This window comes from Dietzia natronolimnaea, from assembly GCF_002289575.1.
In the GTDB taxonomy this organism is placed as follows: domain Bacteria; phylum Actinomycetota; class Actinomycetes; order Mycobacteriales; family Mycobacteriaceae; genus Dietzia; species Dietzia natronolimnaea_A.
On the sequence record NZ_NTGA01000016.1, the window covers coordinates 71,879 to 84,670 of the forward strand.

Sequence of the window (12,792 nt, forward strand, 5' to 3'; positions counted from 1 at the left end):
CCTCACCCGGCCTTGGCCAGCAGTCGGCGGCGGGCGGCCACGACGTCCCGGGCCACGGCCTCGGCGTCCACGGTGATGACCCGGCCGTCCGCCACGACGCGCCTGCCGTGCACCCACACCCCGGCCATGGGCGGGCGAGAGCCCAGCACCAGGGCGGCCACCGGGTCGTCGATGCCGGCGTGGGCGGGGGTGTCCAGTCGCCACAGCGCGACGTCGGCCAGGTAGCCCGGTGCCAGCCGGCCGATCTCGTCCTGGCGGCCCAGCGTCCGCGCGCCCTCCGCGGTGGCCATCCGCAGGGCGGTGCGCACGTCCACGGCGCGGGGGCCCCGGGTGGCCCGGGCCAGCAGCAGGGCCTGGCGCATCTCCTCCCACAGCACTCCCGACTCGTTGCTCGCGGCGCCGTCGACGCCCAACCCCACGGTCACGCCCGCGGCGAGCATGTCGGGGACGCGGGCGATGCCGGCGCCGAGCCGACCGTTGGACACCGGGCAGTGCGCGGCCGCCATGCCGCCGGAGGCCATCGCGGCGATCGCGGGGTCGTCCAGGTGCACGGTGTGGGCGAACCACACGTCGGGGCCGGTCCAGCCGACGGACTCCATGTACTGCATGGGGGTGCTGCCGAACCGTTCGCGGCAGAACGCCTCCTCGTCGTCGGTCTCGGCCAGGTGGGTGTGCAGGCGCACGCCCCGCTCACGGGCCAGGTCCGCGCTGGCGCGCAGCAGGTCCCCGGTCACCGAGAACGGCGAGCACGGTGCCACGGCGATCCGGCACATCGACCCCGGCGTGGCGTCGTGGTGCCGGTCGATCACCTCGGCGGTACCGGCCAGGATCGCGTCGATGCCCTCCACCACCGAGTCCGGCGGCAGTCCACCCGCGCTGCGGCCCAGGTCCATGGACCCGCGACACGGGTGGAAGCGCAGTCCCACCGTGGCGGCGGCGGAGATCTCGGCGGCGAACACGTCCCCGGCGTCGGCGGGCACCACGTAGTGGTGGTCGGTGGTGGTGGTGCAGCCGCCCAGCGCCAGGTGCGCCAGGCCCCCGAGCGCGGCGGTGCGGACGTCGTCGGCGTCGATGCCCGCCCACACCGGATACGACGCGGTGAGCCACTCGAAGAGCGTGGCGTCGGCCGCGAGTCCGCGGGTGAGCCACTGGTACAGGTGGTGGTGGGTGTTGACGAGCCCCGGCGTGGCCAGGCAGCCGGTGCCGTCGACCCGGTCCACACCGTCGGGCACGAGTGCGGGATCGCACGGCCCCGCCCCCACCGCGGTGATCCGGCCCCCGATCAGCAGGACGTGACCGCTGGCGTACTCGGCCGCCCGGTCGTCCACGGTCGCGATCGCGCAGTTCTCGATCAGGACGGCGCCACCGCCCCCCGCCGTCACGGTCGCGTCCCCACAGGAGCAGGGCGCGTGAATGCCGGGATGAACCCGCGCGCCCGCGCCGAGCGGACCATGCGCTCGGTGAGCTGGGCATCGGCCTCGTCCGCGAGCGGGTGCAGGCTCCGGGCCCCCTCGGCCACCAGCCGGCCGCCCACGTACACGTGGGTGAGATTCCGCAGCGAGCAGGCCAACACGTACGTCGCCACCGGGTCCCAGATCGGTCCCGTGGCCGGGGCGGTCGGGTCCACGACCAGGAGGTCGGCGTGCTTGCCCACCTCTATGCTGCCGATCCGGTCGGACAGGCCGAGCGCCTGTGCGCCCCCCAGGGTGTGCATCCGCAGCACCTCGTGCGCGGCCAGGATCGAGGCGTCGGAGTGCACAGCCCGCTGGGTGTACAGGCCGATGCGCATGTTCTGGAACGGGTCGGAGACGTCGGTGCAGGACTGGTCGTCCAGCCCCATCCCCACCCGGATGCCCGCCTCGCGGTACCCGGTGACGTCGGCGATGCCCGAGCCCAGCCGCCCGTTGGAGGTGGCCTGCCAGATCACGGCGGAGTCCGTCTCCGCCACGCGCCGCACCATGTCCTCGGTGGGGTGGACGAAGTGGCCGAAGGCGAAGTCGGGACCCAGGACCCCGGCGCGGTCGTACCAGTCGAACTTGGCCCGCTGCACCTGGAGGTGCTCGGCGGTCTCCACGAAGTGGGCCTGGTTCCCGACCCCGTGGCGGGACATGGTCTCGCGTTCGCGGTCGGCGGTGACGGGCGACGACGACCACTGCACCGACCCGAACACCGAGCCGCCGAGGTCCAGGTCCCGGGGCACCGTGCGCAGGCGGTGCTCGGTGACGTGGGCGAACGCCTCGAAGCACTCCGCCTCGGGCAGCTGCTCATCGTCCAGGCGGGTCGAGGTGACGCACCGGAGCCCCGAGTCGGCCTGCGCGTCGATCTGCCGCGTGAGGAAGTCGACGTCGTGGACCCGCTCGGCCACCAGGGTCGAGGTGGCGTGGTCGAACACCGCCACCACCCGGCTCTGCGTGAAGTTGTAGGCGCTGGTCACGCCGTTGCGCAGGAAGTCCAGGCAGCCGGCGAGGGTGAACCAGTACAGGTCCTCGGACTCCGCCCCGACCATCATCTCGCCCATCCGCGAGACCCACCCGTAGAGCGTGTCATCGGGGGCGATGCCACGCATCCCGGCGGTGAACAGGTGACTGTGCGCGGAGACGAACCCCGGCGCCAGGATCGACCCGCCCAGGTCGTGGACGGTGCCGGGCAGGCCCGGCGGCGGGTCGCCGGGGCCCAGCGCGGCGATCACCCCGCCCTCGTCGACGTGAACCCAGCCGTGGAACCACCGGGGGTCGTCGGCCGTGACGGGGATGACGAGCGCATCGGTGAAGGTGATCATGGGGCTTCTCTCGTCGGGGGCGGCGGGGTGCTGGGGTCGGCGGGACACTGGGGGTCGGGGCGACGTCCTCAGCCAGGGAGCTCCTCGGCCAGCCACCCACCGTCGCGCAGGTGGAACCGTCTCCGGTGCGAGGGGGCGTCGGCGTCGCCCTTCCAGAACGTCAGAGTGTCGGGTCGCAGGCGGTAGCCGGTCCAGGTGTCGGGCGGCTCCTGCGGGGCGGGTCCGCGCCGCGAGACGGCCTCCGCCCACACCTGGCGGCGTCCGTCCGGGGGCAGGGCGGCCGTGGCGGTGCTGTTGGTCCAGGCCAGGAGCTTGAGATAGGGCGTCCGGTCGCGGTAGGTGCGCAGTTGCTCGTCGGAGTCGGTGGGCGCCGCGGGGCCGGTCATCGTGAGCTGGCGGGTCCGGTCGTCGCTGAGGACGACGAGGGTCGCGCGGGGGTTCGCGGCGAGGTCCTCCACCTTCTGGGACCGCGAGTCCGTGTGGAAGGTCGGTCCCTCGGCGCTCACCCCGGAGATCAGGAGGTGCCGGCACCTCGGCGTACCCTCCGGGTCGACGGTGGCCAGCACCCCCAGGGGCGGGTCGAGGGGGTCGACGGCGAGCCAGGCCACCATCGCGGCCAGCGGGTCCTCCCCCGGTTCCGGCAGGATCTCATCCGCCCGGGTACCGGGCAGTTCGGCGGCGGTCATCGTGCGGCTCCCGCCGCGGCGGGGACAGCGTCCGGGATCCCGCGGGCGGGGTCGAAGCGGGCGGGGGCGAAATCTGCGATCTCCCCGAGCGCACCGACCACGGTGGCCACGTGATCGGCCACCAGCCGGGCCCCGGTGTCGGGGTCGGCGCCGGTGGGGTCGCCGATCACCCCGGTGTCGGACAGGTCGTCGGCCAGCCAGCCGAACTTCACGGGGCCGGTGAATCCGATGTGCTGGCAGCCGGCCAACGCGGTCGGGACCCGGGCCTCGGCCACGGACATGTCCACGAGGTCCGGGCGCAGGTGGAGCATCATCGACGTCTCGGCCCAACCGGCGTGGATCCCCATCCCGAGTTCACTGGGCCCCGGCACGGCTTTACCGGCGTAGAGGAAGGTCTGCAGACCGCTGCGCCGGCGCAGTTCCCGCAGTGCCACCTCCAACAGGGCGGAGTTGCCGCCGTGGCAGTTGACAAAGAGCACGCGGCGGAACCCGCTGGCACGCAGCGCCGAGCCGAGCTCCCGCACCTGGGACAGCAGCGTGTCCGCGGTGATCCACATCGCCCCGGGGAACGAGGAGTGTTCGTCGCTCTTGGTGTAACCGAGCGCGGGCATGAGCCAGGCGTCGACCCCGGCTGCCTCCTCGACCGCGCGGGAGGCCACCGCCTCGGCCACGATGAGGTCGGTGGCCAGGGGGAGGTGGGGGCCGTGGGGCTCGATCGCACCGGCGGGGATGACCGCCACGGGATCGCCCCGGCCCACATCCGCGGCCTCGACCGTACTGAGGTCCGAGTATCGACGTGCGGGCCCGATCACGACCCCCACCGCCCGGGGTTGAGCAGGCCATAGGGGTCCGTCCGGGCCGCGAGTGCCCGCACCTCCTCGGTGCCGTGGTCCACGCGGTACTGATGCGGGGAGTGCACCTTCACACCCAGTTCCTCCAGGACGGGCACGCCCGCGTAGGCGGCGTCCGGGTCGGTGTAGTGCCCGTTGAGCATGCCGAACATCCGCCCGTGGCCGGCCTCGAGGTGCAGGGTCCCGCCCGGGTAGACGGCCTCGACCTCGTCCAGCCGCTCCACCAGGGCGTCGCCCTGGCATTCCATGTGGAACCACGTGTCGGGCTCGGCCTTCTGCAACCAGTGGGTGGGGTGGTTGTAGGACAGGGTCGAGACCTTGATGGACTCGTTGACCCCTGAGCGGACCGCCTCCACCACTCCCCCGGCCTCGGCGACCAGGGCGCTCACCCGGTCGACGACCGAGGCGTCGACGATCGCCCGCAGACTGGCCCGGCCGGGTGGGATGGCCTCGTCGGGCGGCAGGCACCCGGCCACGTGCGCGCCGTCCGCCGAACACAGCCGCGGGGCCGGATCGAGCCGGTGGATCCGCGGGACCACCGAGAACGCGTCGTGGTGGTCGTCGAAACTGGCGTAGACGCACCGCCACTCCTGCAGGGGTTCGATCCGCACGGTGGCGCGCACGATGATCCCCGCGACCCCGTAGGTGTGCACGAACGGCTGGGCGTCGTCGCCTTCCAGGTGCACGATCTCGGCATCCGGGTGGGCGTAGACCACGTCGAGCGCCTCGACGAACCCCTCGTGGTTGCGGCCGTGGACGATCGTGCCGGTACCGGCGGACCCCCCGGCAAGGAATCCCCCCAGGGTGGACTGCACGGTCGAGGGATACATCCACAGCTGCGAGCCGTCCCGCGCGAGGCGTTTCTCCAGGCTCATCATGCGCGCCCCGGCCTCCGCGGTGACCGTCCCGGCCTCCGGGTCCACGTGGTCGATGCCCCGCAGCGCGGTCAGGTCCAGCACCAGCCCCCCGTGGAGCGGGACCACCTGCCCGTAGTTCCCGGTGCCCTTGCCCCGAGAGGTGATGGGGACACCGTGCCGGACCGCGGCCCGGACGACGGCGGGGACCTGTTCGACGCTCGTGGGCCGCACGACCACCTCGGGCCGTCCGATGGGCCACTGCGCACGCAGGATGGGGCTCAGGTAGGAGCCGTCCTGCGAGGCCTTGTCGAGACTGCGGTCGTCGGTGAGCACGAGGTCCGGGCCGAGCAGCGCGGTCAGGTCCTCCACGAGTCCGCCCACGTCCGGGGCCGTGGCGGCCGGCGGCGTCACCGTCTGGGTCTCGCTCACTGGGTCATCCCGATGGCCGGGTCGATGAACCGGTTGGTCGCGATGCTCTCCGGGGTGACGTCCTCGGCGATCGAGACGTCGGCGGCCTCGTAGATGCCCGAGACGAGCGCGACGATGTCGGCCAGTCGTTCCTCGTCGAAGTTGCCGATCGTCGAGTCGGGACCGTTGCCGACGATCTCGCGGTCGAGCATGGCCTCGACGGCGAAGTCGGCCAGTTCGTCGCTGTAGACCCATCCGGTGTTGAACTGCTCGACGGCGTCGACGATCACCTCGTTGGTGCGGGCGGGGTCGGCGAAGTAGTCGACCTCGGCCTGCTGCAGGACCGGCACCAGCTGCTCGAGGCACGCGGCGTTGTCCTCGAGCTCTGCCGAGCGCACCGCCATCATGGACTTGTAGATCGGGTATCCGGTGTCGTGGAGCAGCTCGTAGGCCACGGGCTTGCCCCACTCGGCGACCTCGTTCTGGTAGATGAACGGCTCGGCGCTGGCGTAGCCCTGCTGGGCGACCGTTCCGCCCGCCGCGACGAAGTTGGACGGCGAGCCGTCGTAACTGCCGTCGACCTGCGCGGGGTCCAGGATCCCCTCCCCGGTGAGGTAGTCCATGTACGCGTTGCCCTCGAAGTACAGGACGCGGGTGTCCTCGTCCTTGAGGTCGGCGATCCGCGCCACGTCGGGGTAGGTCTCCGGGTCCCACATGATCATCTGCGGGTTGATGTCGAGCGGGGCGAACACCCCGACCGTCGGGTTGTTGAGGGAGTTCTGCACGGCCTGGTCCGAGTCCACGTACCCGAGCATGATGTCGGTGTCCTGGTACATCTGCGCGGTCACCTGCTGGAACCCGATCGCCGGCCCGCCGGTCCGGATCTCCACGTCCACACCGGTGTACTCCCCGGAGGCGAACAGCGGACCCGAGACCGCCTTGGCCGCGGCGTCGATCGTGGGATCCGGCCCCAGGAGTTCGTACAGGTGTCCGTGTTCGGCCTCCGGGTTCCAGTCGGTCTGCACCACCACGGTGGCGGGGCAGCTCGCGCTGAGGTCCACGGCACCGATCTCACCGGTGTAGCCGGACGCGGCCTCGGTCTCGGAGTCGCCACCACCGCAGGCGGTGAGTGTGGCGGCTCCGAGGGTGCACAGGGCGGCGACGGAGAGCACGGTCCTGGTGGTGTGGGTGCGGCGCATGGGGGTCTCCTCCCGGGGACCGGGTCCGGTCTCCCGTATTGACGTGATCAATATCTACAGTGAAGCGATGCTTCGTTTCGGTTGTGTTGCCGCTCGGGCAGATGTGGGTTAATGCACGGCTGTGGGTTAGTCCAGGGATCCGACTCAGGGAACGGCGGCCGTCACCGCTGGTCCTCGGCGTTGTACCACCGGCCCACCACCTTGCGTGAGAGCAGCCCGAAGGCCAGGAACACGGCCACGCCGAGCAGCGAGGCCAGCAGGATGGAGGCGAACAGCTCGGGGGACTGCAACCGGGCCCGGTAGGTGTCGATGAGGATGCCGATTCCGGGGTCGCCCTGCTTGAAGAAGAAGTCCCCGACGATCGCGCCCACCACCGACAGCCCGGCGGCCACGCGCAGCCCCTCGAACAGGGCGGGCAGCGCGGCCGGCGCCTCGAGCTTGCGCAGTACGGTAAACCGGCCGGCGTGATGGAGCCGGAAGAGACGCCGTAGCCCCGGGTCGACGGACTTGAGCCCGAACAGGGTGTTGGAGACGATCGGGAACAGGGCGATGAGCACGCAGACGAACACCCGCGCGGTGAAGCCGAATCCGAACCAGAACCCGATGAGCGGCACCAGCGCGAGAATCGGGATGCACTGCAGCACCACCGCGTAGGGGAACAGGGAGCGCTCCGCCCACGTCTCCTGGCTCATCAGGATGGCCCACACCACGCCGATCACGAACGCGATCGCCAGGCCGGTCAGCGCCACCACCGTGGTCCGCCCCAGCGCGTCGAGCATGGCCTGGAGGTTGGGGCCCATGAACCCCTCGGTGATGACGACGTGCGGTGCCGGCATCAGGAACCGGCGGGAGGGTTCCAGGACCACGTAGCTGACGAAATACCAGAGCCCCAGGACCAGGGCCAACACGACGAGCGGCCCGCCGATGCGCACCAGCGGGCCGTCCGCGGTCAGTCGCGGACGCGCGAGCTTCGTCGTCGTCGTCGTTGTCGTCGTCGCCGACTGTGACCCCGGGTCCCCGGACCCGGCGCCATCGTGGGGGCCCGGCTCCTCACCCGGGGCGGTCGGCCCGGGCGCGGCCCGACCCGCCCGGAGAGCCGGCGTGGCGGTGGTGGTGTTGTCCATCAGTGTGCCTCCTCGAGTGCCTGGGAAACCTCGCCGACGAGGTTGATGTAGTCGGCCGAGTAGCGGACCTCGGGGTCGCGGGGGACGTCGAAGGGCACCTCGACGGAGTGGATGATGCGACCGGGACGGCCGGACATCACCACGACTCGGGTGGACAGGTACACCGCCTCCGACACCGAGTGGGTGATGAAGAGGCCCGCGAAACGCTTGGCGGCGAACAACCCCAGGAGCTCGTCACCGAGTCGTTGGCGCGTGATCTCGTCGAGCGCGCCGAACGGCTCGTCGAACAGGAACAGCTCCGGCTCGAGCGTCAGCGAGCGCGCCAGCGACACCCGCATCTTCATGCCGCCGGACAGCTCGCGCGGCAGGGACTGCTCGAAGCCGGACAGCCCCACGAGGTCGATCGCCTCCTGCGCCCGCCGACGCCGCTCGGCCTTGCCGATCCCGTCGAGCTCGGCCAGCATCTCGACGTTCTGGGCGACCGTGCGCCACGGCAGCAGCGTGGCGTCCTGGAAGACGTACCCCACCCGGTCGGTGCCGGTCTGCATGTATCCGTCGGTGTGCTGCGCGAGGCCCGAGGCCAGGCCGAGGAGCGTGGACTTGCCGCAGCCCGAGGGCCCCACCACGCTGACGAACTCACCGGCCCCCACGCGCAGATCCACGCCCTCGAGCGCGCGGGTGCCGTTGGGGTAGGTCACGCCGACGTCGGAGAAACCGAGGATCTCGGCACCCGGCCGCAGGACGGGGCGGGATGGGGTCGTCATGGTGCCTCCTGGAGGTCGGGAGAGTGGGCCTGGGTGAGAAAGGGGTCGACGACGACGGACGCCGTCGCGGACACGACGCGGCCCGCGCGCAGCACGATCCGGTCCACGGGGGCGTCGGCGATCACGTCATCGAGCCCGCCCGCGCGCACGAGCAGCAGATCCGCGCGATGGCCGGGAACGGGGCCGGCGGGCGGCAGGCCCATGACGTCGCGGGCGCCGTCGGTGACCAGGTGCCATGCGGTGTCCATGTCCAGATGGGCGGCGACGACGAGCAGCATCGCGGTCTCCACCGCGTCGGACCGGCCGACCGGGTTGAACGGGTCGCGCACGTTGTCCGCACCCGCACCCACGGTGACGCCGCCGTCCAGCAACCCCTGCACCGGAGGCAGTCCGCGGGGCGTGGACGTGCACTCCGCCCGCCCCTGCAGGTAGAGGTTCGTGATGGGCAGGGTCACCACCCCTACCCCCGCCTCGCACAGCGCCTCTGCGGCCGATGCCTGGCCGAGGGCGTCCATCGCGCCGATCCGGCAGCAGTGGCCGGCGGTCCGGATGCGACCGGGCTCCCACGAGGCGACCCGGTCGGTGAAGGTCGTGAGCATCGCGTGGTCGCCGTCGAGGAACTCGTCGACGTGCAGGTCCACACCCACTCCCAGTTCCTCGGCCAGATCGATCAGTCGGTGCGTCTCGGCGATACTGTCCGGGGCGATGTGGGGGGCGCCGCCGATGAGGTCGGCCCCGGCCTCGAGGGCTGCGCGGACGCGGTCGGCGGGATCCTCGTCGCCCACCATCGCGGCGATCTGCAGGTCCACCTGGTCCGCGAGCTCGTCACGCACCCGGACCAGCGCCCGGATCCCGCGCAGGGGGTCACCGTCGTCATGGAGGTCGACGTGGGTGCGTACCGCCGTGGTGCCGCTGGCGACCAGTCGGCGGGCCGCCGCCAGCGCCCGCTCGTGGATCTCGTCCTCGTCCACCGTGACGGAGAAGGCCCGCCAGGCGTCGATCGCCGCACCGAGGTCGCACCCCGGCGGTCTGGTCGCGCCCCAGCTGAGGGCCTTGTCGAGGTGCGCGTGGGGTTCCGCCGGCGCCGTCAGCGCCAGATAACCGCGACCGTCGATCACCGCCGGGCCCGGGTTCGCGAGGTCCGGGAGGCCGGCGCCGCCCACCTCGGTGACGGCGACGACCACACCACCCTCGATGTCCACGTCGACCACCCGGCCGTCGGGCAACCCGACCCCGGTGATCCGGTCGACCTGCCTCGGGACTGTGGTGTGAGCCCTCGCGGCGGGGCCGTCCGGCCTCGCATCAAGGGTGCCGCGGCTCGGCGCCCCGTCACCACGCTGGCGTGTGAGTGTGTCCACTGACTGGGTTCTCCTGCTCTGCCGGACCGGCCCCGACCGGGTCGGTATGGTGTCCTTGCGCTTTCGATCAGGACGCGGGATATTGACCTCGTCAATACAGATCAGTGTCACGGGCGGGTGTTTCGGCCGGATTACCCCGCCGGATCTGGCCTGTAACCGCTCGCAGAGCGCTCACGGAGAACGGGAGGCACCGGTGTCGGGACTTCGCGAAGACGGACTGACGCGCCTGGGTTCCCGCATCCGGCACCACCGCCAGCAGCTGGGCCTGACCCTCGTGGAGGTGGCGGGTCAGGCCGGCATCTCCCAACCCTTCCTCAGCCAGATCGAGCGAGGTAAAGCGGCTCCGAGCATGTCGACCCTCGAGGGTCTCGCGCACGCGCTGGGCACCACCCAGGCGCACCTGCTGGAAGCGGTCGACGCCGTCGACCAGCCACCAGGACGCCCCACGACGACCGGCCCGGCAGCATCGGGCGGCGACGGGACGACAGCCGACGCGGCGACGACCGCAGCCGACGCGGCGACGACCGCAGCCGACGCGGCGACGACCGCCGGCGGCGTGACGTCCACTCAGGTAGACATTCGTCGCGCGTCGGAGGGCGCAATCCTCACCCGTGCGGAGGGGACAGTCGGGGGCCACACCCGACTACTGCCGGGCGGGCCGAACGACACGCAGTTCCTCGAGTTCGTGGAGACCAATCACGTCCCGGGACGGTTCTTCGAACACCCCGGTCGCGAATGGATCTACGTCACCCGTGGCACCGTCCTGCTCGAGGTGGGCGGATCACACAGCAGGCTCGAGCCGGGGGACGTGGCGCGGTACGACGGGACACTCCCCCACCGCTGGTACGTGCCCGAGGGCGGCACGGCGTGCCTGATCGTGGTGCGGCCGGGCTGAGGCGTCGGACCACCCGTCGCCCGCCGCTGGATGTCGGCAGCCACCCCTCGACCCCACCTCTGCCCCATCCCGCCCCCCTCCTTCGCGGACTTAGCACCCTTCTGACCTGCGGTGCCCTGCGGGGGCCGAGCAGGGCACCGCAGGTCAGGAGGGCCGGCCACTCCGCCAGGACAGCATGTCGTACCTCGAACATACGATCGAATCATGACCTCGCCTCCACCTCACCCGTCCGACGACACTGCGACACGTGACCACACCGCGTCACGAGACACCGCCGCGCCACGAGACACCACCGCGCCACGTGACAACGCCGACCCTCCCGACACACTGGTGCCACCTCCCGGATTCACCGCTACGACGGGGCCGACACTCCCCGTCCTGGTGCCCGAGGCGTTCGCCCGGTGGGACCCCGGCCAGCAACGCGGCTACCTCACCCAACGAACGATCTACGCGGCCGAGGGGCGGACCCTCGCCTACGCCTACGACTGTGTCCGATCGGCCACCGACGGCTTCGCCGCCGAGGGCGACCTTCACCGCGACCCGTGGGAGGCGGCGGCCACGATGATCGGCGCCTCCATGGCACTCTCCCGCCACGGGGCATCCCGGCTGGTGACCACCGCAGTCGAGCTGACCGAGCGACTTCCACGCACCGCGGCGCTCCTGGCGACGGGATGGATAGGGATCCTCGCCGCCCACACCATCGCCGAGGAGACAGCCCTGGTGGCCGATCACTTCATGCCCGACGTTGACCGCCGGATCAGCGAGGGGCTGGCTCCCACCAGGCGCCGGACCCACCCGCCGCGGCTGGGGCCGCTTCGCAAGATGCTCCTCAAGACCATCTCCGCCTGCGATCCGCTGGGTGCCGACGCCCGCGCCGAACAGTCCCGTCGCGGTCAGGACGTGGAACTGGTGCCCATCCGCGACGACCGGGCGATCATCACGGCCACGCTCACCGCCGAGGACGCACTGGAGATCGCGGACCGTGTCGAGGCGCTCGCCCGCACCGCACCGGTGGGCGATCCGCGAACGCTCGGCCAACTCCGAGCGGCCGGATTGCTCGCGCTCAGCCGTGGGTGGAGTTGCCTGCCCGACCCGCGAGGAGAACACCCCGGCGACCCGGAGGCCCGGTCCGCGGCGCGTCGGGTGGTCCTCCACGCCTACGACGACGGCAGCCCGCTCAACCGTGGGATCTCCCTCGCCGGATACGGTCCGATCTCCGGGCACACCGCCGACGAACTGCAGCGCGAAGTCAGCCACCGCGTCCACGAGCTCTCCGAACTCTCGGATCCCGATACCGCCGCCGCCCGACGCCACGCCCCGTCCGAGGCCCTGGCCCACTTCTGCCGTGGACGCGACGGCACCTGTGTGTTCCCCGGTTGCCAGACACCGGCCGAGAAGTCCGACCTCGACCACATCATCCCCTTTGACCATGACCTTCCCGAACGCGGCGGGCACACGACCTGTGACGACCTCGGGAGCCTCTGCCGTTTCCACCACAGGCTCAAGACCGACGGAGTGTGGGCCTACTACCGGGACACCGACGGTTCCTATGTGTGGATCCACGGTCCCCACCATCCGGACAGAGACCCCGCAACCCGTGTCACGACGTATCCCACGGGCCCTCTCTCAGACCACGCCGCTCCCCGACGACCCGAGGCGAGCCGGCGTCAGCAGGAGGCCGCCGAGGCAGGCGCGACCGGCAGCGGATGTGCGGAATCCCGGAGACGTCCGCACCTGCGGCACCGGCGTGATGCCGAACGACACACTCTCCGCGCGCAGGCGCGACTCCGGCGACACGCTCCACCGCCCGGTCCGGTGGAACCCTCGGCGCCCTCGACCACGGGGCCTGGGGACGAGCCCCCGTTCTGATG

At 71.7% G+C, this 12,792-nt stretch carries 11 protein-coding genes; 2 read left to right on the plus strand and 9 right to left on the minus strand.

The annotated features are described in order from the left end of the window. Window positions 1–2 precede the first annotated feature (2 nt). The 9 genes from CEY15_RS09350 to CEY15_RS09390 form a co-directional block, all read right to left on the minus strand. Window positions 3–1,382 carry an 8-oxoguanine deaminase gene (locus tag CEY15_RS09350; protein WP_095718203.1) on the minus strand — a complete coding sequence of 460 codons (1,380 nt, stop codon included), beginning with the start codon at window positions 1,380–1,382 and terminating at the stop codon, window positions 3–5. Next, window positions 1,379–2,779, minus strand: coding sequence for an amidohydrolase family protein (locus tag CEY15_RS09355; protein WP_095718204.1), 1,401 nt, complete (start codon window positions 2,777–2,779; stop codon window positions 1,379–1,381). Before CEY15_RS09355 ends, CEY15_RS09350 begins: the two co-directional genes overlap by 4 nt. 68 nt (window positions 2,780–2,847) lie before the next feature. Then, entirely contained in the window at window positions 2,848–3,465 is a 618-nt protein-coding gene (locus CEY15_RS09360) for a pyridoxamine 5'-phosphate oxidase family protein (RefSeq protein WP_095718205.1), read from the minus strand. Beyond that, window positions 3,462–4,286, minus strand: a complete 825-nt coding sequence (locus CEY15_RS09365; protein ID WP_095718206.1) for a creatininase family protein — start codon at window positions 4,284–4,286, stop codon at window positions 3,462–3,464. The genes CEY15_RS09360 and CEY15_RS09365 overlap by 4 nt, the downstream gene beginning before the upstream one ends. Continuing rightward, complete coding sequence (locus tag CEY15_RS09370) at window positions 4,274–5,602, minus strand: FAD-binding oxidoreductase (protein ID WP_095718207.1); 1,329 nt, start codon at window positions 5,600–5,602, stop codon at window positions 4,274–4,276. The genes CEY15_RS09365 and CEY15_RS09370 overlap by 13 nt, the downstream gene beginning before the upstream one ends. Further along, window positions 5,599–6,780: a nitrate ABC transporter substrate-binding protein gene (locus tag CEY15_RS09375; protein ID WP_095718208.1), complete on the minus strand. Its 1,182-nt coding sequence runs from the start codon at window positions 6,778–6,780 to the stop codon at window positions 5,599–5,601. The genes CEY15_RS09370 and CEY15_RS09375 overlap by 4 nt, the downstream gene beginning before the upstream one ends. A gap of 161 nt (window positions 6,781–6,941) precedes the next feature. Beyond that, window positions 6,942–7,904: an ABC transporter permease gene (locus tag CEY15_RS09380; protein WP_428844192.1), complete on the minus strand. Its 963-nt coding sequence runs from the start codon at window positions 7,902–7,904 to the stop codon at window positions 6,942–6,944. Next, complete coding sequence (locus tag CEY15_RS09385; RefSeq protein ID WP_095718209.1) at window positions 7,904–8,668, minus strand: ABC transporter ATP-binding protein; 765 nt, start codon at window positions 8,666–8,668, stop codon at window positions 7,904–7,906. Before CEY15_RS09385 ends, CEY15_RS09380 begins: the two co-directional genes overlap by 1 nt. Next, window positions 8,665–10,026 carry an amidohydrolase family protein gene (locus CEY15_RS09390; protein WP_095718210.1) on the minus strand — a complete coding sequence of 454 codons (1,362 nt, stop codon included), beginning with the start codon at window positions 10,024–10,026 and terminating at the stop codon, window positions 8,665–8,667. The genes CEY15_RS09385 and CEY15_RS09390 overlap by 4 nt, the downstream gene beginning before the upstream one ends. Before the next feature lie 193 nt (window positions 10,027–10,219). On the opposite strand from CEY15_RS09390, the gene CEY15_RS18135 reads away from it, so the two are divergent. Together CEY15_RS18135 and CEY15_RS09400 are read left to right on the plus strand one after the other, a co-directional pair. Continuing rightward, window positions 10,220–10,921 (plus strand): helix-turn-helix domain-containing protein, encoded by a 702-nt coding sequence (locus CEY15_RS18135; protein ID WP_245847450.1) that lies wholly within the window; start codon window positions 10,220–10,222, stop codon window positions 10,919–10,921. A gap of 381 nt (window positions 10,922–11,302) precedes the next feature. Then, window positions 11,303–12,790 carry an HNH endonuclease signature motif containing protein gene (locus tag CEY15_RS09400; protein ID WP_245847452.1) on the plus strand — a complete coding sequence of 496 codons (1,488 nt, stop codon included), beginning with the start codon at window positions 11,303–11,305 and terminating at the stop codon, window positions 12,788–12,790. The last annotated feature ends 2 nt before the right edge of the window (window positions 12,791–12,792 follow it).